Origin of the sequence: Methylobacterium sp. J-078, from assembly GCF_022829285.1 — a bacterium.
In the GTDB taxonomy this organism is placed as follows: Bacteria; Pseudomonadota; Alphaproteobacteria; order Rhizobiales; family Beijerinckiaceae; genus Methylobacterium.
Genome location: NZ_JAKSYI010000081.1, coordinates 1 through 22016, shown reverse-complemented (window position 1 = coordinate 22016; position 22016 = coordinate 1). Strand labels below are relative to the sequence as shown.

Below are 22016 nucleotides of genomic sequence, written 5' to 3'. Positions count from 1 at the left end.
ACGGCGGGTCGAGGTCCCGTGCCGAGGGACCGAGAGGCCGCATCCGGAACGGGGTGATTCCGCCGAGGCTTATCCGTCAACGCCTCGCCTCCGGCAAGCGGCCTGCGCAGCCTGCGTGCGCCGGAGGGCGAGATTCCCGCGATCCGGCTCCCTTCCGGGACAGGGCGTGTCTAGCGGTCGCCCGCCCCCGACAGCAGCAGCTCAATCTGGGCCATGCCGTTCTCACGCGCCTTGGCCTCGGTGGGGTGATTGCGGTCGGACCGCTGGATCAGCTTGCCCTTCCGACGGATCGCCCATTGATAGGGGGAGCCCGGGGCCTTGGGCGGCTGGATCTCCAGGGTGTAGGGGTAGGTAGCCGTGTTTTCGTCGCTCATGGTTCCCATATGGCACGCGGACCCCGCGCCTGCCACTCATGGACACCCCTCGAAAACCACTTTGGGTGGCGAAATCGATCGTTTTCCGTCCCGACGCCGCCGGCCGAAACCCCGCCGCCGGCCCCGAAAGTTTCCGTCATGACCCAGCATTCAGGGCCCGAGGGCCTGCAACTCGGGCAGATGAGCCCCCTGCCCGCCTCGCCCGAGGAGGCCCGCCTCGACCGGGTGCCGAACCCGCATCCGGGGACCGACTACCTCGCCCGCTTCACCGTGCCGGAATTCACCTCGCTCTGCCCGGTGACGGGACAGCCGGATTTCGCGATCCTCGTCATCGATTACGTGCCGGACCAGTGGCTCGTCGAATCGAAGTCGCTCAAGCTCTACCTCACGGCCTTCCGAAACCACGGCGCCTTCCACGAGGATTGCACGGTGGGGATCGGCCTGCGCCTGACCGAGCTGCTGGCGCCGCGCTACCTGCGCATCGGCGGGTTCTGGTATCCGCGCGGCGGCATTCCCATCGACGTGTTCTGGCAGACCGGCGAGCCGCCGAAATCCGTCTGGCTGCCCGATCCGGGTGTGCCGCCCTACCGGGCGCGCTGAAGCGGACGTCTCCGAAACGACGAAGGGCGGCCGGCTTGCGCCGACCGCCCCTCACCGAACCGCGAGAATTGAGAACTCAGTAGCCGTAGCCGTAGGCCGGGGCGCCGTAGCCATAGGCCGGACGGGCGTAGCCATCACGGTAGTAGGCGTCGCGGGCCGCACCGGCCGCGATCGCACCGGCGGCGAGGCCGGCGATGCCGAGGCCCACGGCCGCACCGGTGCCGATTCCACCGCCACGGCGACGACCGCCATAGGCATAACCGCGTCCGTAGCCCCGGCCGCCATAGGCGTGGCCGTGGCCGTAGCCGCCATGGCCATAGCCGTGGCCGCGCGGGCCGGCTTCGGCCGAGGTCGCGGCGGCGAGGCCGCCCAGCGAGAGGGTCAGGGCGGAGACGAGGGCGAGCTTGCGCATGATGACCTTCAGCGTTCGAGAACGAATTGGGTATTCCAACGTCAAGCTGCCGTGATCGTTCCCTTCCCGCATCCCTCAGCTCACGCCCGCCGGGTCTCGAACCGGCTCGAAGCGGTTCAGGCCTGTCCGCTCCGCGCCTTCGCGAGCCGGTCGAAAGCCTGCAGTTCGGCGAGCAGCGCGGGCATCGCCTTCAGCGGCACCATGTTGGGTCCGTCGGAGGGGGCATGGTCCGGGTCGGGATGCGTCTCGATGAACAGGCCCGCCACGCCCACTGCAACGGCGGCGCGTGCGAGCACGGCCACGAACTCCCGCTGGCCGCCGGATGTTGCACCCTGGCCCCCCGGCTGTTGCACCGAGTGAGTCGCGTCGAACACCACCGGGGCGCCCTGCGTGACCTGCGCCATGATCGGCAGGCTGCGCATGTCGGAGACGAGGGTGTTGTAGCCGAACGAGGCGCCGCGCTCGGTCACCAGCACGTTGGGGTTGCCCGCCCCCGTCACCTTGGCGGCCACGTGGGCCATGTCCCAGGGCGCGAGGAACTGGCCCTTTTTCACGTTCACCACCCGGCCGGTGGCGGCGGCGGCGAGCAGGAGATCGGTCTGCCGGCAGAGGAAGGCCGGGATCTGCAGCACGTCGATCACCTCGGCCGCGGGCGCGCACTGCGCCGCCTCGTGCACGTCGGTCAGCACGGGCAGGCCGAAGCGCGCCTTGATCTCGGAGAAGATCGGCAGCGCTCCCGCGAGACCGAGGCCCCGCGCGGTGCTGCCGGAGGTCCGGTTCGCCTTGTCGAAGGACGCCTTGAACACGAGGCCGATGCCGAGCCGATCGGTCATCGCCTTCAGGGCGTCGGCGATCTCGACGGCGTGGTCGCGACTCTCGAGCTGGCACGGGCCGGCGATGAGAGCGAAGTGCAGGTGATTCGCGAAGGCGACCGAACCGGCGGTGACGATGGCGGAGGGAGCGGGCTCGGGCGAAGTGGTTCTGGACATGCGGCGGGTCTAGCCCGCCCGGGCGCCCGCGAAAAGGCCGGCGCGGCGGCGAAGCACGGCCCGGGCGCTCGGCACCAGCACGCAGCGCGTGCGCGGACTGGCGAAGGGATCGGCGTCGGGAGCGGTCTCGCAGCGAAGCGCCGCCCGCCCGGCGACACCCTGCTGCGGCTGACCCGCGATCAGGGCGCCCTGGTGCAGGCCGAGGGCGAGGGCCTCGACGGAATCGGGTTTCGCGCCGGTGAGAACCCCAGCCGCGAGGCCGATCAGTTCGTAGTAGCGGCGGCCCGGCTCCCGTTCCAGGGCGGAGAAGACCATCCGGCGCGCCCGGCAATCGAGGCTCATCCGCTCGGCATCGGCGGCGCGAAACACGGCGCGGGCCCCTTCGCGCCCGGCGAGCGAGACGCCGGTGGCGCGGATCATCCGCGCGGTCAGGGCGTCGCAGGCATCGGCCGCCGCGGCGGGCATCGCGGTGCCCAGGGCCAGGGGAAGCAGGAGCGCGGCGCACCGGAGGGAAAGCATCATCGTCCCGATCTATCGCAGAGGACGCCCCTCGCCTATCGCCGCGGGGCGATCGAACCCGTGGCCTCGCCCTGGCAGGCCTCGTGGGCGTGGGAGCGCAGGACCCGGGGCAGGTGCACCGGGTGCGCGCCCGTCTCGTCCTCGAAGGTGCCGGTGAGCGCGTCCGGACCGGCGACACCCTGGAAGTGGATCGGCCCGGCCTCGGTCTCCACCGCGAAGGTGATCGCCTTGGTGGCATCGTCGAGGGTCATGTCGGCGGCCGCGCGGGCCCCGGGATGCTCGGCCCCCTCGTAGGTCAGCGCGTCGCCGTTCGGGGAGCGCCGCAGGATGATGCGCTGGCCGCTGCGGGCGCCGGTCTCCGGCAGGGTGCAGAGGTCGGCATACACGAAAGTGCCGGAGGCCCAGGCGGTGCGCGCCCGGGCCGGGGCCGTCCCGGCCACGAGGATGCAGAGCACGAGGCCGGGCATGACCCGCGCGCCGCCGCGCCGGAACCGTGTCGGGATCACCATCGCCTCACCTCCCGGATGCGTGGTGCATCATCCAGCGCGCATGTTTCCGGATTGCGCCACGGGATCAGGCCGCGTTGCGCGCGCGGACCCCCTGCTCCGCCTCCAGGGATGCAAGAAGGATGCAGAGGGCGATGCCCTCGGCCGCCTTCGTCACGTCGCCGAGGCTGGGGAAGGTCGGCGCGAGGCGCAGGACGCTGTCCTGCGGGTCGCGGCCGTAGGGCGAGGTGGCGCCGGCCGGGGTCAGGGCGATGCCGGCCTCCTTGGCGAGCCGCACCACTTCGGTGGCCGTGCCCGCGCGCGCTTCCACCGTGATGAAGTAGCCGCCTTCCGGACGGGTCCAGCGCGCGGCCCCGGTGCCGGCGAGGTGGCGCTCCAGGGCCTCCTGCACGGCCGCGAACTTCGGCGCGATCAGGGCGCGGTGGGCGTCCATGTGGGCCTGGAGTCCGGCGCCGTCGCGCAGGAAGCGCACGTGGCGCAGCTGGTTGAGCTTGTCGGGGCCGATGGTCTGCTTGGCGGCGCGGGCCAGGAACCAGCGGGTGTTCTCGGGCGATCCGGCAAAGACCGCGAGGCCGGCGCCCGCCAGAGTGATCTTCGAGGTCGATGCGTACAGGAACGGCCGGTCCGGATGGCCGGCCTCGGCGCAGGCGGCCAGGATGTCGCGCACCGGGTGACGATCCGGGGTGAGGTGGTGCACCGCGTAGGCGTTGTCCCAGAACAGGCGAAAATCGGGAGCGCCGGTCTTCATCGCGGCGAGGCGCCGGACGGTCTCGTCGGAGAAGATCTCGCCCGAGGGATTGGCGTATTTCGGCACGCACCACATGCCCTTCACGGCCGGGTTCGCGACGAAGGCCTCGACCACGTCCATGTCGGGCCCCTGCCCCGTCATGGGCACCGGGATCATGCGGATGCCGAACTCCTCGCAGAGGGCGAAGTGGCGGTCGTAGCCCGGCACCGGGCAGAGGAAGACCGGCTCCTCCTCCTTCGACCAGGGCCGCTCGGAGCCCGGTACGCCCTTGAGGAGGGCCCACACGATGGTGTCGTGCATCAGGGCGAGGCTGGAATTGCCGCCCACCACGATCTGGTCGGCCGGCGCGTCGATGAGGTGGGAGAACAGCGCCCGCAGCTCGGGCAGGCCCTGCTGGCCGCCGTAGTTGCGCGCATCCTCGCCGGCCGCGGTCGTATAATCGCCGTTGCCCGGCAGGGCGAGCATGCCGGTGGCGAGGTCGAGCTGCTCGGGCGCCGGCTTGCCGCGGGTCATGTCGAGCTTCAGGCCCCGGGCCTTGAAGGCGTCGTAGGCGGCCTGCGCCTGCGCGCACAGGTCCGCGAGTTCAGCCGTGCTGCGGTCGGCGATCGTCGTCATGGTGGTCCAGGTCCGGGTGGGGCCGCGCGGGCGCGCGAAAAAAAGCGCGCGCACCATGACGCCTCGCGCCGCCCGCGTCACCCCGCGCGAGCGCGGGGCTCGGGGTCACAGGGTTGCGTGGCATGCCAGGCGGCGGAGCCTTCGCCCGTGAGCGACGGGGTTCCTCAGGCCGGCAGCCAGTCGCCGCCCGGCGTGCGGCAGACGAGCTGCTGAGGCAGCTCGGCGCTGCCGGTGCCGTTGATGGTGGCCTGGGTGTCGGTGGCACGGCAGATCCGGTCCGGGATTCCCGTCGCCGCCTGAGCCGGGGCGGGCTGCGGCCGCACGGTGATCGCCCGCTGGGCGCCGTCGGCGCCCTGATAGGCCAGGTATTGCGGCCTGTTCGTCGCGGCGGCCGCGATCTGCGCGTTGCGGATCCGCTGCTTGTCCTGGGCGTCGAGGGCCGTGAGGACGGTGCAGGCGAGGCCGCCGACGCCGGCCCCGATGGCGGCGCCCACGCCGGCCCGGCGCCCGCCGCCCACCGCCGCCCCGAGCAGGGCTCCGACGCCGGCCCCTACCAGGGTCGAGGCGATGCAGCGGCTCACCGCTTCGTCGATCGAGCCCCCGGGGCCCGCCGAGGCGGCACCGCCGCCCCGCGTGCTCGTGCATCCGGCCAGGACCGCGCCGAGGCACAGGGCCGCGCCGATCGTTCGTACCGTCCGTGTCATCATCGTCCATCGCCCCCGGGGCCGTGCGTGCTGGCTGGCGCCGGTCTGGCGCGCGGTCCCGCGGCCCCGGCCCCGGGAGCGCGCGGTCATGGAATGTGCCGGGATGCCGTCAGAACTGGCCGTCCTCGACGCGCTGGATCTCGAAGGTCAGCTCCTCGCGGCGCTGGCCGTTCTCGCCGCTGAAGATCACCTTCGGATCGAGGATGCGGCCCGCGGCAATGCGCCCCTTGAGGTCGAGGGCGATGGTGCGGGCCCCGCCGAAGGGCAGCTTGCCCCGGTCGGCGGGCTCGGCCTGCGGATCGGGGAACCAGACCTGGGCGAAGCGCCCGTCGCCGCGCACCTCGCAGACCTCGCCGGGGGCCTGACCCTTCTCCTGGCCCCGGCACAGCATCTTGCCGGCCAGCGGCGTCGCGGTGGTGCGGCTCAAGGTGGTCTCGACCCAGCTGTTGACGAGATCGCCCTGGGCGGAGGCGGCCAGCCGCACCTGCAGGGGCGTGCGCTGGCCGACATAGTCGATGAAGCCCGCATAGAGGCGCAGGCTGGTCGGCTCCGGGCTCAGCCGGGGCAGACCGTCCGAGCGCACGCCCACCAGCTGGCCCTTGGCGCCGAGGACCAGGGCGCGGGCGAATTCGAGGGGGGCGCTGTCCCTCAGGGCCGCGCCGGCGAGGTAAACCTCCGCCCGGCCGAAATCGATGGCGCTGCGCTCGGCCAGCTCGAAGCCGGCCCGCCGCGCCGCCGGCACATCGCCGGTGCGGCCCTTCTCGGCGACCCCGAAGGGCGTGACCAGGATGATGCGGGGCAGGCCGTGGTTGAGATCGGCGAGGCGCCCGGCGTTCTGGAGCGCCTTCAGGAGGCTGTCCGCCGGAGCGGGCCGGGCGGCGATCTCGGGGGCGCGCTTCTGCACCTGGGCGAGCGCGCGGGCGAGGCCGGCCGCGAAGGCGTCCCGCGCCGCCTTGCGCCGGGCCTCGCTGTCGCTGCCGATGAAGCGGTCGAACATCGAATCACCCGCCTTGGCCCGCTCGCTCTCCTCCGGCGGCAGGTTGGGCGAGCAGCCGAAGAACAGCGGTACGAGTTCGCTGCCGTCGCGCCGCGCGACGAGGAGGGTGAAGCGCTCGCGTGTCCCGAGCCCGCCGGTGCCCGCGTCTCGGGCGTCGGCGGCCTCCACCACCATCCGGGTCCAGCGCTGGTTGGCCTCCGGTTCGGCCGACACGATCGCCTCGTCGAGGATCACGAGGGTCTGGCGCAGGGAGCGGGGCTGGCGCTCCTTGGGGCAGGTCTGTTCCTGGCGGACGACCTCGTAGCTCGCCGCCGCATCGGCGGGTCCGGACGCGAGCGCGGCCGTGGCGAAGCATCCGGCGAGGAGGGCCTTGAGCGGGGAGCGCGGCATTGCAAAAACTCTCCGCGTCAGGCGTGGCCGAGGGCCAGGGGCCGGCTCAGATAGGCGTCCCCGTCGAGGTCGCGCTTCGTGCTGATGTCGCCGCTGCTCAGGTCGTCGTAGGTGAAGGTCGTTTGCAGGCCGCGCCGCCGCGTCTCCGCCACCAGCCGGCCGCGGTAGCCCTGCAGGAGCGCGAGGACGCGCGCGTCGTTCCGGCGGACCTCATCGAACTGGCCGCGATAGCTGCCGTAGTTGCGCAGCCGCTTCATCTGGTCGGCCTCGCGCCGGACGAGCTGCTCGCATTCGCGCCGCGCCTGCTCGATGCGCTGCTGCTTCTGGCGCTCCAGGCCGGTCCGGTAGAAGCGCTGCTGCCGGGCCTTGAGCCGGTCGAGGCGGCGACGCTCCTCGGCGAAGTCCGGCACCGGGTCCTCGGTGAAGAGGACCCAGGCGACCGCGGCCGCGTAAACGGCGAGGTTGCCGATCAGCGCGATGCCGTAGATCGAGACGGGGCTGCCGCCCTCCTCGCCGAGCGCCGCCTGGCGGGCGACCGCCTCGGCAACGAGGTAGGAGCGGCTGAAGACGATGGCCGCCGCCCCAATGGCGAACAGGACGAAGCCGAGGCCGAGCTGGCGATAGCTGTCCGCCCGCAGACGGGCCGTGACGTCGTCGCCGAAGCGCTCGCTCCATTGGCGCAGGATGCGCCCGATTAGATGGCTGGAGAACGCGAACAGGATCGCGATGAGGCAGACCGAGGCGGTGGCCAGGGCCGGCGTCAGGAAGTCGATCTTGAGGAAGGAGGACAGGTTGAGCGGGAATTCCAGCAGCATGATCGCGACCACGCCGCCATACTTGAGGACCGGGTTCCAGGACCCCGCGTCGCGTCCGTGCTCGGACCGCTTGTGATCGTAGGCGGCGTGGAGGCGGTCGATCTCGGCGGTGAGATCGGAGACGGCGCGGCGCTGATAGAAGATTTCACGCTCCGTGCGCAGGTGCCCCTGCTTCGTCTGCTCGACCCGGTCGAGCTCGGCCTCCAGCAGGAAGCCGTGGTTGCCCGAGGCCATCGGGTCCTGCGCGAAGGCCCGGCGCACCTCCGCGAGGGCGCTGCGCCGGGCCGAGGCCACGTGGCGCTGGTACCAGGCCAGCATGGCGGGCGTGAGTAGGGCCGGGGTCTCGGCGCTGGCCCCGTGCGGGGCCGAGAGGGGAAGGACCGGGCGTGGCGCCTCCTCGTCGAGCTGCGCGGCGAGATCCGCCGCGATCGGCCCGTCCACCCGCAGGTCGAGGGACCTGTACTCGTCGAGACTCATCGCTCCAGCCTTTCCACGAGCACACGCTTCTCACGCAGGTCGATGATCACGGGCTCGTCCCGGGTGATCGTCACCACGGTCCTGTCGATCGGAGGGGCCGGGACGGGCGCGGGCGCGATGCGCTCCGGGGCGACCAGGGCCGGGGGGACGGGCGGACCGACCGCCACGAGGTTCTTCGTCTCGATGGTGGGCAGGACGGGGACGGCGTCCGAGGGCGGCGGCGTCACCAGGGTCCGGGCCTCCCGACCCGTGCGCACGGGGGCGGCCTCGACGCGGGGCAGCGCCGCGAAGGCGCGCAGGCACTCCGCGCGCTGGCTCTCGCCGGCGCCCGCGCAGACGCGCGCCTCCTGCTTGGCCAGCCAGACGCCCACGGCCTCCGCCTTGCGGCCGAACAGGAATTCGACCCTGCGGTTGCGCCCCATCGCGGTGTCGGAGGTGTTGGGCACCACCGGGATCGCCTCGCCGAACCCGACGCGCCAGACGCTGGCCTGACGCACGCCCCGGGCGGCCAGCGCCCGCGCGACGCTGTCGGCCCGCTTCACGGAGAGGGCGTAGTTGTAGGCGTCGCTGCCGCGGTCGTCGGTGTGGCCCGCGATGAAGACGGCGGTGTCGGAGGCCTCGCGGCGCAGGGCGGCGGCCACCACGTCGATGACGGCCTGCGCCTCCGCTCGAACCTCGAATGCGTCGGTGTCGAAGAACACCCGCTGCGGGAAGACCACGCGCAGCACGGGGATGTCCGTGCCGAACGTCGCCGGAAGCTCGCCGCGGGAGACGCGCTCCTCGAAGAACCGGGGGCTGGCCGCGAGCGCCTGGTCCGAGAGCCGGCGCAGGCGCTCGGTCCGGTCCCGGTGCTCGATCTGCACCGTCTCCTGCCAGGGGAGCACCACGTCCCGGGCAGCGGCGCCGGTGGGCAGCAGCGCGGCGATGACGGGTACGGGTGGCGCGAGGATCGCGCGAAGCGCGACGCACACCCGAATGACTGTCCCGACAAACGCCACGCCGAACCCCGAACCAACCTCAGGTATGTCAGTAAATCTGAGGTTAATTATTCGTCAATCGACGCCGTTCGCGTTTACGGGGGATTCGCACAGGGGGACGCGCAGTGTTGCGCGTTTGCACAGGGTTAGACGCGCGAATGCCGGCCCACGGGTGCGGGCCGGCATGGCTTTGGACGTTGCGGGGGCAAGAGCGGGCGGGACGCCCGCTCCGGATCAGCCGGCCTTGTTCAGGGCCACCGCGACGAAGCGGGTGATGCCCTTGGCGTTCTTGACCCGCATCAGCACGGCCTTGCGGCCGCTGGTCTCGGCGGAGCGGACGCGCTCGGCGACCTCGGAGGGACGCGAGACGCTGGCGCCCGCCACATCGAGGATGATGTCGCCCTGCTCGATGCCCTTGGCGGCGGCCGGGCCGTCGGGATCGACCTCCATCACCGCAACACCCTCGGAACCGGCGCCGACTTCCGAGGCCGGGGCGAGGCTGAGACCCAGGCGCGGCTGGCCGTCCCTGGCGGAGCCGCGCTCGGTGCCCGCCACCTTGGTGTCGTTGGGCAGGACGCCGAGTTCCACCGTGGCGGTGTCGGACTTGCCGCTGCGCAGGTAGGTCAGCTCGACCTTGGCTCCCGGCTTGATGCCGGCGATCTTCCGGGACAGCTCCTTGGCGTCGTTGATCGGGGTTCCGTTGACCGATTCGATCACGTCGCCCGACTTCAGGCCCGCCTTCGCCGCGGGCGTGCCAGCCTCGGCATGGTCGACCAGGGCGCCCTTGGCCTTGTCGAGGCCGAGGCCGTCGGCGATGTCCTTGGTCACCGGCTGCACCTGCACGCCGAGGTAACCGCGCGCCACCTTGCCGTCGGCCCGGAGCTGGTCGACCACCGCCTGCACGGTCTCGGCGGGGATCGCGAAGGCCAGACCCACGCTGCCGCCCGACGGCGAGGCGATCGCGGTGTTCACGCCCACCACTTCGCCGCCGACGTTGAAGGTCGGGCCGCCGGAATTGCCCTTGTTGATGGGGGCGTCGATCTGCAGGAAGTCGTCGTAGGGGCCGGCGCCGATGTCGCGGCCGCGGGCCGAGACGATGCCGGCGGTCACCGTGCCGCCGAGGCCGAACGGGTTGCCGATGGCCACCACCCAATCACCGACGCGGGGCGCCGTCTTGCTCAGCGAGACGTACGGGAAGGTCCCGCCCTCGGTGATCTTGAGGAGCGCGAGGTCGGTCTTGGGGTCCTTGCCGATGACCTTGGCGTCGAGGGTGCGGTTGTCGTCCAGGGTCACCTGCACGGACTTGGCCTTGTCGACCACGTGGTTGTTGGTGACGACGTAGCCGTCTGCCGAGATGATGAAGCCCGAGCCCATGGCGCCGCGCTGGCCCTGGCGCTTGGGCGCCTGGCCGCCGAAGCCTTGGCCCGGACCACCCTGGCCCTGACCGGGACCGCCCTGGCCGAAGCGCTTGAAGAACTCGCGCAGCTGCGGGGGCACCTGCTGCTGGCCGGGACCGTCGCCGTCGTCGTCTGAATCGGCGCTGTCGTCGAGCTTCACCTTCACGGCGACGACGCCGGGCTTCACCTTGTCGACGACGCTGGCGAAGGAGCCCGGCGGATGGTCGGGGGTCTCGATCGGGTTCTTGGAGAGGGACTGGGCGTAGGCCGGGACGGCCGGCTGGGTCAGGCCGACGCCGGCCGCGCCGGTCGCCACGAGGGCGGCCACGGCGACGGAGGCGAGGGCGTTGCGGCGCGGGCGGGTGGGCTTCGTGGTCATCGGGGTCTCCGGATCGGGGGGCCGCCAGCGGCGGGCCGTGATCCGGTTTGTAGGGGGCCCCGCCTGACCCGCGCGTGGCGCTCAGATTACGGTTTGGACAGGTTCGCCGTCGGCATGGGGCTCAGGCCGGCGCGCCAGCGCAGGTCCCGCAGCAGCCCGGCCGGGTGCGTGTCGAGGACCGGGGTGACGGGCAGGCCGGCGGCGTTCAGGAGGCCCGCCGCCCAATGGTTGCAGACATTGGCGTAGGAGAAGCGCCCCGCGCCCTCGTAGAACAGGCTCGGCCCGTAGAGGCCGGGGCCCCCGGCGACGGGGCGGCCCTCGGCGAGGCGGAAGCTTGCCTCCAGACGGGCGAGCAGGCGGGCCAGCCCGGCGTGCGAGACCCGCACCGGCACGATCTCGGAATGCGGGAAGCTGTCCCGCGCCGGCCGCTCGAGGCCCACCACCTGGACCACGCCCGGCCGGCCCCCCGGGGTGAACAGGGCCGCCAGGGCGAGGCCCGGATCGAACTGCGCGAGCGTCGGCGTCGCCCGGTAGAAGCGGGCTTCGCCCCAGCCGAACTCCAGTGCCGGATAGGCCCGGAACCGCGTGGCGATGTCGGCCAGGGCCGGCCCGGCACCGGTGAGGACGTCCCGCGGCAGGACGAGGCCGGAATGCCAGCCGTGCGAGACGAGGGCGATGGCCACGCCGTCCCCCTCGCGCGCGGGGTAGAGGCCGGCATCGCCCGGCCGCGCCGTCAGCAGGGCAGCGAGGACGAGGTGGCCGACGAGGCTGGCCAGCACGGCGGCGAGCGCGGCCAGGCCCGCGCGGGTGCGGCGGGCGGTCAGGCGGCCCGCCAGACCTGGCCGTGATAGGCGAAGCGGTCGGGCTGGCTCGCCAGGGCGGCGAGGCCCGTCAGGGCCGGGTCGTGCACGGCGATGACGCTGGTGGGGATCGCCTGCATCTGCGCCACGAAGGGCGGCTTGTGCTCGAAGGCCCGGCGGAACGCGCCCTGGCGCAGCACGTCGATGATCCGGGGCGCGATGCCGCCGCCGATATAGACGCCCCCGGTGGCCAGGAAGGTCAGGGCGAGGTCGCCGCAGACGCGCCCGAGGAGCTTGGCGAACAGGTTGAGGGCGGCGGCCGCGTCCGGGTCCGACCCCGAGAGGCCGGCCTCGGTGACGGCGGCGGGGTCGAGATGCGGGCCGTCCGCGCCGGTACGCAGGCGGTGCAGGCCGGCATGGAGCCGGGTCAGGCCGGGTCCTGAGAGCAGGGTCTCGACGGTGACGCGGCCCTCGACCCGCTCCAGATGCGGCCAGAGGGCGAGCTCGGCCGGCGTGGCCGGCCCGAAATCCACGTGGCCGCTCTCGGTGGAGACGATGAGGAGACGCTCGTCCACGGGCAGAAGGGCGGCCGCGCCGAAGCCGGTGCCGGGGCCGAGCACGAGGCGGGCGCCCTGGTCCCCGGCCCGGCCCTCCTCGCGGCGCGGGCCGATGGGCGTCAGCTCGCTCGGGCTGATCGCCGCCGCCCCCGCCGCCACCGGCACGTAATCGTTGACCACGACCGCGCGCGAGAGCCCGAAATCCTGCCCGATCCGGGCGCCCTCGATCACCCAGTGGGCGTTGGTGAGCTGCACGGCCGGCCCGTCGACCCGGGCCGCCACCGCCAGGATCGCCGAGCGCGGCGCCGGGCTCCCCTGCGCCCCGGCCCCCCTGGCGAGGGAGGCCCGGATGGCCGCGCTCGGGTCGGGATGCCCGGCCGTCTCCTCGCGGGAGAGCAGAACCGGCTCGGCGCCGGCCTCGGGCACGATCGCGAAGCGGGCATTGGTGCCGCCGATATCGCCGACGAGGACGGGAAACTCGAACATGCGCGCCACTTCCGTCTGGGGCCCGGCTCAGGGGCGGGCGTGGAGGGGGATCGGGGTGAGGGGGCCGCTCAGGCCGGCGGCAGGGCGTCCGGGTCGATGGCCGCGCCGTCGGCCCAGGCGTAGAGCAGGCGGCGCACGTCCTCCGGGTCGGTGAGGCGGCGCGCCGCGATGGTCTCGGCCCCGCCGATGCGGACGCTGACGCCGCCGAGTTCGTTGACCACCGCGAAGGCCTTCTCGTCGGTGAGGTCGTCGCCGAGGAAGATCGCCCGGCGGCCCGCATAGGGCGGGTTCTCGGCAAGCGCCCGCATGGCATGGCCCTTGGTGGCGGAGGCCGGCACGATCTCGCCCACCGCCTTGCCGAGCTGGAGCCGGTAATCCGCGCCGAGGCCGGCGGCGGCGGCCTTCACGGCGTCCTCGGCCGCGGCGGCGTCGCGCGGGGTGGCGAGGCGCCAGTGCACCGCCACGGAGGCGCCCTTGTCCTCGATCAGGACGTGCTCCAGGGGGGCGACCGCCGCGTGCAGGGCGGGCACCTGGGCGCGCAGCGCCGGGTGGTCCGCGGCGGAGCCGCCGGAGACGACGCCGTCGATCCGCCGCTCGACCCCGTGCAGGCCGGCGACATCGAAGCGGGCTGGGCTCAGGAAGTCGTCGATCACCCCGATGGGCCGCCCCGTGACGATGGCCAGCGCGCCGCCGAGCCGGGCGCGCAGGCGCTTCAGGGCCGGGGCCAGGGCCGGATCGACCCGGACTTGGTCGGGCTTGGGCGCGATCTCCACCAGGGTGCCGTCGAAGTCGAGATAGAGGGCGAAGGCGGTCGGCTCGGTCACGCAGGATGTCCCTTCGTCTGATCCGGGCCTGCGCTAGCATGCCGCGCGCCAGGGGAAAACGTGGCGAGGGAAAACGGGACACGAGAAACACGGGCGGCGGGGAAATCGGGGCCGGGGCAACCCCCTGCCCTATCTGCCCGGGTGTCCGGTCCCGCCGGACCGTTCCGATCCCTCCAGGCAAGGTTCCGACCGCATGTGGCCCACCCCGATCCCGCCCGGCCCGAACGCGGAGAGCGTCTGGGACTATCCGCGCCCGCCCCGGCTGGAGCCGGTGACGACGCGCCTGCGCGTGGTCTTCGGCGGGCGGGTCATCGCCGAGACCCTGGCGGGCTACCGGGTGCTGGAGACCAGCCACCCGCCGACCTATTACCTTCCGCCCGGGGACGTGGCGGCCGGCGTGCTCGGCCCGGCCCGCCGCGCCGGGATCTGCGAATGGAAGGGCCGGGCCGTCCTGTACGACGTCGCGGCGGGCGGCCTGCGGGCGGACGGGGCCGCCTGGTCCTATCCCGACCCGACGCCGGGTTTCGCCCCGATCGCCGGCTACGTCGCCTTCTATGCCGGATCGATGGAGGCCTGCTTCGTCGGCGACGCGCGGGTGATCCCGCAGCCCGGCGGCTTCTACGGCGGCTGGATCACGCCCGGGATCGTCGGCCCGTTCAAGGGTGGGCCGGGCAGCATGGGCTGGTGAGCCGCGGGGGCGCTTCCGGTCCCACGGCTCAGATCAGGGGTCCGTGAGCCGGACCGATGGGGCGGGCTCACCGAAGTTCGGTATCGGGGTTAAACGCCGCAGGGGGATGCGGGTCCGTTCCGACCGGGGGCAGAGCCGGCGCGCGAAGCCGGGCCACCGGTCGGTCCGGTCGTCGGCGGATCAGGCGCAGTGGCGGACTTCCGTCGGATCGACCGCATCGGCCGCCGCGCGCGGTCCGACCCAGCGCGGCGGGGCGGCATGCGTCAGCGTCAGCCGCAGGAACACCGTGCCTCGGCAGCCCGCCCACAGGGAGGCCGGAAGCAGCGCCGCGCCATCGGTCCAGCGCCAGAGCACGGTGCCATCCCCCTCGACCGCGTGGAAGCCCGCGCCGAGCCGCGCATCGTCCAGCGCGATGGCGCGGGCGCCGGTCAGGCCGTCATCGATCGTGAGCGCGGCGAGCGAGACGCCGAGGCGACGCAGATCCGTCATGCCGGCCGCGACCTGGGCGGGCGGGCTGGCCTGCGAGACGAGGGTGACGTCGCGCGCCTCGGCCGGCAGGACGAAGCGGGCGGTGAGCCCTTCCACATCGGCGTGGATCTCCTGCCCGTCAGCCACGAGGTGCAGGTCGGCCCAGGGCGCCTCGACGAGCCGCCAGCCTTCGGCCTCGGCGCGTTCCCGCAGGCGGGCCCGCACGAGATCGACCAATGGACCGCTCGCATGGAAGGGGCGGCAGAAGTCGGCGGTGCCGTGGGCGGCCGGCGCGTCCGGCCCGAGCGTCAGGTCGATGGTGTCGGCCTCGACGAAGAAGCCGCGATTGCTCAGGTCGAGGTAGCTCTCGGCCGGCATGTTCTCGGCCATGAGAATGTCGTGGCTGTCGAGTTCGACGTGCCAGTAGGTGACGCGTTCGACCGGCTCCTGCGTGATCGTGGTGCCGTTGACGAGGGCGTTTGCCGGGATGAGGACCTCGCCCAGGAGGTCCACGCAGAGGGCGTGGGCCGGCGAGACCTGGAGGTCGCGGGCGGGCTTGCCGTCCCCGAAGGCATGGGCCGCGATGCGCACGGGCCAGGCCGTGCAGGGGTCGCTGTAACGGGCGCATTCGACCGTCCTGTGGCCGATCCAGCGGATCAGTCGCTCGGCGCCGGACGCCGTCACGGCGAGGTCACCCACCGCCAGATCCTCGACGGCGACCTCGCCGCGCGCCGTGCGGATGCGCGTGCCGGTGACGTAGCAGGGCACGTTGGAATCCGCCTGATCGAAGGTGGTCGGCTGGGACGCCGTGCCGTTCGACTGATAGATGAAGTTGGTGTTGGAGGCGCTCTGCTTGGAGATGCGGTAGTCGGTTCCGCCGGCCCTGAAGGCGACACCCCGGTTGTCGAGGCCGTAGATGCTCGCCTTTCCACTGGCTGCGGTGCCGCCGTTGCCCTGGCTGTCGTCGAGCCAGAACACGTTGTTGTACGTGCCGGCCGCACCGCCTCCGTTCGCGGTCCCGTCAGCCGTCGCGGGGGTGCCGCCCTGTGTCGTGTTGTTGGACGGAAGCAACCCGGTAATGGTCTGACCGTTGAAGCTGCCGCTGATCCCGGTGATCGGATATCCCTGAAAATTCCCGCTCGCACTGTAGGTATAGAGTACCGTCGTATCGACGGTGAGCGTGATGACGCCCGTGTTTCCGTTCGTGGTGAACTCGTAGGTATAGTTGACAGTAGCCATCGCCCAACCCTCGATTCGACATCATTGAATATGACGTTGCAGGAATCGAAACCGGCGACTCGTGCATTGGTATGAAGCCTAAGCTTTATTCCTTCTCGGCGGAATGCCCGGAATCCACTATCTCGTTCGATGTTGTATTGTCGCAACAATCTTGGGTTGCGCCCGTTCGCGCCAGGAACGTAATCCTGATTGCAAAGGCGTGAAGTCTAGTGACAAGCGAAACGGCTTCTGTCTTGATGCCGTGGGTGCAACCTGAGGATTCGCCTGCGGGTGACATCTGAGCACAGATTGCGTCGATGCCGGGAACGGGGCGGGCGGCATCGCGCTCCCGCGTTCGACCGCGCCGAGACGGCCGGGCGCCGGCAGGATCACGAAGACACAAGATCGAGACAAGAAGACGGGAGGAAGCGATGGATCCGTATCTCGGCGAAATCAGGATGGTGGGCTTCAATTACGCGCCCCAGGGCTGGGCCTTGTGCAACGGCCAGATTCTACAGATCAGCACCAATTCGGCACTCTACGCCCTGCTCGGAACGCAGTTCGGCGGCGACGGCGTGAGAACCTTCGCCCTGCCGGATCTGCGGAGCCGGGTTCCGGTTCACCAGGGCCAGGGCAACGGCCTCCAGCCCTACCCGATGGGACAGTCCGGCGGCGTCGAGAGCGTCACGCTGCAGATTCCGCAGATGCCTGCCCATTCCCATGGCGTGAATGCCGATGCCACGCTCGGTTCCACGAGCGCGCCGTCCGGCGCCAATCTCGCGCAGACCGAGAATCCGGCCGGGGACACGCCCTTCAACAGCTTCACCACGGGCAGTCCGGCGAGCCCGGTTCAGCTGAGCGGCGGCACGATCGCCCTCCAGGGCGGCAGCCAGCCGCACGAGAACCGGCAGCCCTACCAGACGGTGAACTTCATCATCGCGCTCCAGGGCATCTTCCCGCCCCGGCCATGACGCGCAGGCCATGACGCGGGAGCCCGATCGGCGCCCCGAGGCGGAAGCGGACGGCGCGTTCCTGTTCGTCCTCTTCGCTTCCGCCCACGGCCTCCCCCTGGCCGGGCTCGACCCGCCGTTGCGCGACCTGCTCCTGCGCCAGGGCTTCGCGGGGCAGCGCGCGACCTACCGGGCGCGCTATCCCGCCGCCCGCTTCGAAGTGATCGCGCAGGACGGCGCGTCGATCGGCCGGATCGTGACCGACCTGGGCGCCGACGCCGTCACCCTCGTGGACATCGTGCTCCTGCCGGAATGGCGCGGGCGCGGGCTCGGCACCCGGCTGATCGACGAGACCATGGCGGCGGCGCGCCTCGCCGGGCTGCCGCTCCGCCTCGCGGTGAGCGCGGACAATGCGGGTGCGCGCCGCCTCTACGCGCGCCTCGGCTTCGCGACCGTACGGGCAGGCGACCTCCACCACGACCTCGCCTGGACTCCGCCCGGCGCTGGTGATTCGTAGCGGGCGCCGGGCCGGGGTTTGCTCGGGCCCTGCCCGGCGCTATGCCGGGCGCGACGGATCTGGACGGAGCGGAATTCATGCAGGGCGAGACCGCAAGCGAGCCGGGGGCCCTCGGGCTCTGCCCGGATCGCCTGGAGCGCATCGACGGCTGGATGCGGGCCAATGTCGAGGCAGGCAAGGTCGCGGGCCTCTCGGTGATGCTGGCGCGGGGCGGCAAGACCGCGTTCTTCCGCGCGCACGGCCGCGCCGACATGGCCCGCGACAAGCCCTTCGCCCCCGACACCATCGCGCGCATCTACTCGATGACGAAGCCGCTGACCTCGGTGGCGGTGATGATGCTCTACGAGGAGGGCCGCTTCCAGCTCGACGATCCGATCACCCGCTTCCTCCCGGACTTCGCGGATCTCAGGGTCCTCACCGGCGGCAACCGGGCGAAGTTCGACAGCGAGCCGGCGCGGCGCCCGATCACCATCCGCGACCTCCTCACCCACACCTCCGGCCTCACCTACGGCTTCATGGAGGCGACCCTCGTGGACGCCCTCTACCGCCAGAACGGCGTCGATTTCGGCGAGGCCCAGGAGGCGAACCTCGCCGAGGTGGTGGGCCGCCTCGCCCGGCAGCCCCTGCTGGCACAGCCCGGCGCCGAGTGGAACTACTCGGTGGCAACCGACGTGCTGGGGCACCTCGTGGCCGTGGTCTCGGGCCAGGATTTTGCGGATTTTCTGCGCGAACGCGTGATCGCGCCGCTCGGCATGGTCGACACCGACTTCTTCGTGCCCGCCGGCAAGCTCCCGCGCCTGGCCTCCAATTACAGCCTGTTCCGGGACCGCACCCTGAAGCTCTACGACGACGCGGTGGGCAGCCGCTTCGCGAACCCGCCGGCCTGCCCCTCGGGCGGCGGCGGCCTCGTCTCGACGGCCGCTGACTACATGCGCTTCTGCCGCTTCCTGCTCGGGCGCGGCGAACTCGAGGGCACCCGCCTCCTCGGGCGCAAGACCGTCGACCTCATGCTGACGAACCACCTCGACGGGGATCTCGCCGCCATGGGCCAGCCGCGCTTCTCCGAGACCGCCTATACGGGCATCGGCTTCGGGCTGGGGTTCTCGGTGATGCTAGATCCGGCCCGCGCCCAGATCGTCGGCACGCCGGGCGAGGTGGCCTGGGGCGGCCTCGCCAGCACCGCCTTCTGGGTCGACCCGGCCGAGGACCTCGCCGTGGTCCTGCTGACCCAGCTCATCCCCTCCTCGGCCCTGCCCCTGCGGCGCGAACTGCGCGTGCTGACCTATGCGGCTCTCGTCGATTAGGATCTGCCCGCTGGATTGCGGCACCGGAAACGCCGAACGCCGCCGTCCCGGGCGGGACGGCGGCGTTCGGGCTTGAAGTTCCGCGCGCGCGGCGGCGTTAAGCCGGTTCTACTCCTCGACCGGGGCGGCCGGGGCGGCGCCCGGCTTGGCGGCGGGCTTCGGCGCCGGCTTGGTGCCGCCCGTCGCGGCGGCTCCGGCGGCGGGAGCCTTGGGGGCGGGCGCCCACTCGGCATCGGCGCGCGGGCCGCCCGGGCCGTTGGTCGGCCCGGTGAGCTGGCCCGGCACCACGTCGCTCACCCGGTTCCAGGTCTGCGAACCGCACAGGAAGCCGAGCAGGCAGCCGCGCACCGAGAGTTCGCTCGGCTGGTCGGACCACATCGTCACGTCGTAGAACTTGCCCTCGTCGGCGTTGTAGATCTTGCCGCCGTAATGGCCGTCCGGCTGCGGCTTCAGGCCCATGATGAGCTGCAGGCCGAGGGAGGGGCGGGCCTGCTTCTTCGGGTCCGGGTTCTTGAAGTCGACCCGGGGCTGGCCCTTGTCGTTCAGGGGCACCTTCAGCCAGACGACGTAGCCGCACAGGTTGGTGTTCTGCGGGCCGCACTTCTCGGTGCGGATGCGGGCGCGGCCATCCTCGGTGAGCCAGGTGCCGCTGGCATCGTTCGGCGCGGCGGCCAGCGCGAGGCCCGGCAGGAGGGCGGCGGCAAGGCCGGCGAGCGGCGCCAGCCGGCGTGCGGCAGCCACGATGGTCGATCGATTCGTCATGCTTCCCATTCACCCTCTGCGCTCGCCCCGCGGCGATCCGCCCTCGCCCGCGGGGCGGCGAGCGCCCGTCATGCGATCGGCACGCCTTCCGACGCGAAGGTGACGGGATCATGGCCGCCATCCGGCCGAGGCGCGAGATTTCCGGCAGGCCCGGTCCGCAAACGCCCCGCCGCCCTCGCCGATCGGCCCGAACCCGGACCCGCACGCGAAAAGGGCCGGCGCCCGCGGCACCGGCCCTTTCCAGTCATGAAACATCGCCTGACGTGAAACCTTGGCGGTCCCGGACGACGGGTCCGTCTTACTCGGCCGCCGACATCTCGGCGGTGAAGTGACCGCACCAATCCTTGGACGCCACCACCGGCCACAGGCCCGGCGACTTCGGCTCGGGCTGGCTCACGGGCGGGTTGAACCGGCACAGGCCCTCGTCCCCGGCCGCCATGCCGCCGTTGAGCTTGTGATCGTCGAAGAAGCGGCAGCTCTCGCAGGCTGCGTTGGTGGTGCTGGCCATGATGATCTCCGAGGTTCGGACGCCGGGGCGTCCGTGCTGTTCTTAATTAGAACAACTCCAATGAACCGTCAATCGCCCGGTGGCGGATCGGTTCCCGGTCGACCCGCATCGGCCCGGCCGTTCCCCAGCGGTGGGCGGATCCATGGGGCCTCGAACGATCCGCGCGGCGCGGCGTTTACGGCCGTGCTTTTCCCGAGGATGGACCCGTCGATGATCAAGGATGCTGCCGGCCTCGCCCGGCGCCTGGAGGCGGGGGATGTCCGCCTCGGCGTGTCCCTGGCGCGCGCCAAGGACACGCGGCGGGTGCGGGCCCTGGCGGCGGCGAGCGAGGCCGGGGGCTGGCGCTGGCTGCTCGCCCTCTCCGCCGGCACCCTGGCCTGGGGGGCTTTGAGCGGAAACCGCCGCCTGGCGGCGACCGGGCGCCACATGCTCGCGTCCGGAATCCTGGCCGCGGCCACGAAGACCACGGTCAAGCGCATCGTGCACCGGACGCGCCCCAACGTGCTGATGGACGAGGGCCTCTACGAGAAGGGTTGGTTCGGCCCCAATGTCGGGCCCTGGCAATCCTTTCCCTCCGGGCACTCGGCAATGAGCGTCGCGGTCGCGTGCGCGGCCAGTCGCGCCTATCCGGAGATCCGGGGCGTCGCCGCGGCGGCGGCCTTCGGCGTCGTGGCGGCCCAGGTGCTGCGGGGCGCGCACTTCCCCTCCGATGTCACCGCCGGCGCCCTAGTCGGGTTCACGGCCGAGGCGGTGGCGCATTTGGGCGCCGGGTGGAATGGTCGCGCGGCTGGAACGGCGGCGGATTCCCCCGGTTGACGCGGCATTCCCTCCAAGCCGAACCCGTCTCAGGAGACGCCGCGTGCCCCACGATCCCCTGTCGAAGTATCCTCGCCCGCCCTTCGAGGGGCAGCCCCAGAGTTTTCCCGGCAAGACCGGCCGGATGTCCCCGGAGCCGGATCACGGCGAGACGAGCTACCAGGGCTCGGGCAAGCTCGCCGGCCAGGCCGCGCTGATCACCGGCGGCGACAGCGGCATCGGCCGTGCCGTGGCGATCGCGTATGCCCGCGAGGGCGCCGACGTCGCCATCGCCTACCTCCCCGAGGAGCAGCGGGACGCCGAGGCGGTGGGCGCGTGGGTCGAAAAGGCGGGCCGCCGCGCCCTGCTGCTGCCCGGCGACCTCAAGCAGTCCGGCCACGGCCGCGAGGTCGTGGCGCGGACCGTCGAGGCCTTCGGCCGCCTCGACATCCTCGTCAACAACGGCGCCTTCCAGCAGCCCAACCAGGGCCTGGATTCCATCGCGGACGCGGTCTTCGAGGATCACTTCCGCACCAATGTGTTCGGTCCGTTCTACGTGACCAAGGCGGCCCTCCCCCACCTGAAGCCGGGCGCCTCGGTGATCTTCACCTCTTCGGTGAACTCCAAGCACCCGATGCCCTCGCTGATGGCCTACAGCGCCACCAAGGGGGCGCTCAGCAACATGGTGCTGAGCCTGTCGCAGCTGCTGGCCGAAAAGGGCATCCGGGTGAACGGCGTGCTGCCGGGCCCGATCTGGACGCCGTTCATCCCCGCCGGGATGAGCGAGGATTCGGTGAAGTCCTTCGGCAGCCAGGTGCCGTTCGGGCGCCCCGGGCAGCCGGCCGAACTCGCGTCCGCCTACGTGATGCTGGCTTCCGAGGACAGCAGCTACACCTCCGGCGCCCTCATCACGGTGGCGGGCGCCATGCCGGTTCTCTGAGAACGGCGGCCTGTTGACGCCCACCCCCCGCAAAGCCTAGCTTGGCCGGGACGGTTCTTCTTCACGAGGATCAAAAGGGAACGCGGTGCGGGGGCAACCCCAACGCCGCGGCTGCCCCCGCAACTGTAAGCCGCGAGCCCATCATCAACACGTCACTGGGTGAACGGTCCGTGAGGACCCGGAACCTGGGAAGACGATGAGAGGGCGGTGACCCGCGAGCCAGGAGACCTGCCGTCAGTCGTGGTCACACGCGGAACGCATCGGGCGGGGTGTCCTGGTGGGTGTCGGGGCGTTCGCATG

At 72.0% G+C, this 22016-nt stretch carries 24 protein-coding genes and 1 riboswitch; of the genes, 7 read left to right on the top strand and 17 right to left on the bottom strand.

What is annotated here, in order from left to right; translation table 11 throughout:
* Positions 1 to 170 precede the first annotated feature (170 nt).
* Positions 171 to 374 carry a hypothetical protein gene (locus MKK58_RS13330; RefSeq protein ID WP_056183260.1) on the bottom strand — a complete coding sequence of 68 codons (204 nt, stop codon included), beginning with the start codon at positions 372 to 374 and terminating at the stop codon, positions 171 to 173.
* Between the two features lie 138 nt (positions 375 to 512).
* Between MKK58_RS13330 and queF the strand changes: the two genes are divergently transcribed.
* A complete protein-coding gene (queF, locus tag MKK58_RS13325; protein WP_243912512.1) occupies positions 513 to 974 on the top strand; it encodes a preQ(1) synthase in 462 nt (153 codons plus the stop codon).
* Between the two features lie 76 nt (positions 975 to 1050).
* Here queF and MKK58_RS13320 read toward each other — a convergent pair whose 3' ends face one another.
* From MKK58_RS13320 to otsB, 13 genes are all read right to left on the bottom strand, one after another.
* The gene (locus MKK58_RS13320) at positions 1051 to 1386 is read right to left on the bottom strand and encodes a hypothetical protein (protein ID WP_243912511.1); all 336 of its coding nucleotides are present in this window, start codon (positions 1384 to 1386) and stop codon (positions 1051 to 1053) included.
* A gap of 116 nt (positions 1387 to 1502) precedes the next feature.
* A complete protein-coding gene (gene kdsA / locus MKK58_RS13315; protein ID WP_243912510.1) occupies positions 1503 to 2375 on the bottom strand; it encodes a 3-deoxy-8-phosphooctulonate synthase in 873 nt (290 codons plus the stop codon).
* Between the two features lie 9 nt (positions 2376 to 2384).
* Entirely contained in the window at positions 2385 to 2897 is a 513-nt protein-coding gene (locus tag MKK58_RS13310) for a hypothetical protein (RefSeq protein ID WP_243912509.1), read from the bottom strand.
* Between the two features lie 32 nt (positions 2898 to 2929).
* Positions 2930 to 3403 carry a hypothetical protein gene (locus MKK58_RS13305; RefSeq protein ID WP_243912508.1) on the bottom strand — a complete coding sequence of 158 codons (474 nt, stop codon included), beginning with the start codon at positions 3401 to 3403 and terminating at the stop codon, positions 2930 to 2932.
* A gap of 64 nt (positions 3404 to 3467) precedes the next feature.
* Positions 3468 to 4763: an aminotransferase class I/II-fold pyridoxal phosphate-dependent enzyme gene (locus tag MKK58_RS13300; protein ID WP_243912507.1), complete on the bottom strand. Its 1296-nt coding sequence runs from the start codon at positions 4761 to 4763 to the stop codon at positions 3468 to 3470.
* Between the two features lie 164 nt (positions 4764 to 4927).
* On the bottom strand, positions 4928 to 5470 hold the full coding sequence (locus MKK58_RS13295; RefSeq protein ID WP_243912506.1) for a YMGG-like glycine zipper-containing protein: 543 nt from the start codon (positions 5468 to 5470) through the stop codon (positions 4928 to 4930).
* Between the two features lie 106 nt (positions 5471 to 5576).
* Positions 5577 to 6854, bottom strand: a complete 1278-nt coding sequence (locus MKK58_RS13290; protein WP_243912505.1) for a hypothetical protein — start codon at positions 6852 to 6854, stop codon at positions 5577 to 5579.
* 17 nt (positions 6855 to 6871) lie between these two features.
* The gene (locus MKK58_RS13285; RefSeq protein WP_243912504.1) at positions 6872 to 8146 is read right to left on the bottom strand and encodes a hypothetical protein; all 1275 of its coding nucleotides are present in this window, start codon (positions 8144 to 8146) and stop codon (positions 6872 to 6874) included.
* Positions 8143 to 9117 (bottom strand): OmpA family protein, encoded by a 975-nt coding sequence (locus MKK58_RS13280; protein WP_243912503.1) that lies wholly within the window; start codon positions 9115 to 9117, stop codon positions 8143 to 8145. Before MKK58_RS13280 ends, MKK58_RS13285 begins: the two co-directional genes overlap by 4 nt.
* 240 nt (positions 9118 to 9357) lie before the next feature.
* The gene (locus MKK58_RS13275) at positions 9358 to 10899 is read right to left on the bottom strand and encodes a Do family serine endopeptidase (RefSeq protein WP_243912502.1); all 1542 of its coding nucleotides are present in this window, start codon (positions 10897 to 10899) and stop codon (positions 9358 to 9360) included.
* Between the two features lie 86 nt (positions 10900 to 10985).
* Positions 10986 to 11678, bottom strand: coding sequence for a DUF2459 domain-containing protein (locus tag MKK58_RS13270; protein ID WP_243912501.1), 693 nt, complete (start codon positions 11676 to 11678; stop codon positions 10986 to 10988).
* A 41-nt stretch (positions 11679 to 11719) separates the two neighbouring features.
* Positions 11720 to 12742, bottom strand: a complete 1023-nt coding sequence (locus MKK58_RS13265; RefSeq protein WP_243912500.1) for a glucokinase — start codon at positions 12740 to 12742, stop codon at positions 11720 to 11722.
* A 68-nt stretch (positions 12743 to 12810) separates the two neighbouring features.
* Complete coding sequence (gene otsB / locus MKK58_RS13260; protein ID WP_243912499.1) at positions 12811 to 13566, bottom strand: trehalose-phosphatase; 756 nt, start codon at positions 13564 to 13566, stop codon at positions 12811 to 12813.
* Positions 13567 to 13759: 193 nt separating this feature from the next.
* On the opposite strand from otsB, the gene MKK58_RS13255 reads away from it, so the two are divergent.
* A complete protein-coding gene (locus MKK58_RS13255; RefSeq protein WP_243912498.1) occupies positions 13760 to 14254 on the top strand; it encodes a DUF427 domain-containing protein in 495 nt (164 codons plus the stop codon).
* Between the two features lie 180 nt (positions 14255 to 14434).
* Here MKK58_RS13255 and MKK58_RS13250 read toward each other — a convergent pair whose 3' ends face one another.
* Positions 14435 to 15961, bottom strand: coding sequence for a Hint domain-containing protein (locus tag MKK58_RS13250; protein WP_243912497.1), 1527 nt, complete (start codon positions 15959 to 15961; stop codon positions 14435 to 14437).
* Positions 15962 to 16371: 410 nt separating this feature from the next.
* Here MKK58_RS13250 and MKK58_RS13245 point away from each other — a divergent pair, with 410 nt between their 5' ends.
* The 3 genes from MKK58_RS13245 to MKK58_RS13235 all read left to right on the top strand — a co-directional run bounded on the left by MKK58_RS13245 (position 16372) and on the right by MKK58_RS13235 (position 18711).
* Positions 16372 to 16911 (top strand): phage tail protein, encoded by a 540-nt coding sequence (locus MKK58_RS13245; protein ID WP_243912496.1) that lies wholly within the window; start codon positions 16372 to 16374, stop codon positions 16909 to 16911.
* Positions 16912 to 16921: 10 nt separating this feature from the next.
* Positions 16922 to 17407 (top strand): GNAT family N-acetyltransferase, encoded by a 486-nt coding sequence (locus tag MKK58_RS13240; protein ID WP_243912495.1) that lies wholly within the window; start codon positions 16922 to 16924, stop codon positions 17405 to 17407.
* Between the two features lie 77 nt (positions 17408 to 17484).
* Entirely contained in the window at positions 17485 to 18711 is a 1227-nt protein-coding gene (locus MKK58_RS13235) for a serine hydrolase domain-containing protein (RefSeq protein ID WP_243912494.1), read from the top strand.
* Between the two features lie 108 nt (positions 18712 to 18819).
* On the opposite strand, the gene MKK58_RS13230 is transcribed toward MKK58_RS13235, so the two are convergent.
* Positions 18820 to 19473 (bottom strand): DUF2147 domain-containing protein, encoded by a 654-nt coding sequence (locus MKK58_RS13230; protein WP_243912493.1) that lies wholly within the window; start codon positions 19471 to 19473, stop codon positions 18820 to 18822.
* A gap of 298 nt (positions 19474 to 19771) precedes the next feature.
* Positions 19772 to 19981, bottom strand: a complete 210-nt coding sequence (locus MKK58_RS13225) for a hypothetical protein (RefSeq protein WP_238281913.1) — start codon at positions 19979 to 19981, stop codon at positions 19772 to 19774.
* A 210-nt stretch (positions 19982 to 20191) separates the two neighbouring features.
* Here MKK58_RS13225 and MKK58_RS13220 point away from each other — a divergent pair, with 210 nt between their 5' ends.
* Positions 20192 to 20797, top strand: a complete 606-nt coding sequence (locus MKK58_RS13220) for a phosphatase PAP2 family protein (RefSeq protein ID WP_243912492.1) — start codon at positions 20192 to 20194, stop codon at positions 20795 to 20797.
* A gap of 43 nt (positions 20798 to 20840) precedes the next feature.
* A complete protein-coding gene (locus MKK58_RS13215; protein ID WP_243912491.1) occupies positions 20841 to 21716 on the top strand; it encodes an SDR family oxidoreductase in 876 nt (291 codons plus the stop codon).
* Positions 21717 to 21750: 34 nt separating this feature from the next.
* Positions 21751 to 21967, top strand: a riboswitch (cobalamin riboswitch).
* The last annotated feature ends 49 nt before the right edge of the window (positions 21968 to 22016 follow it).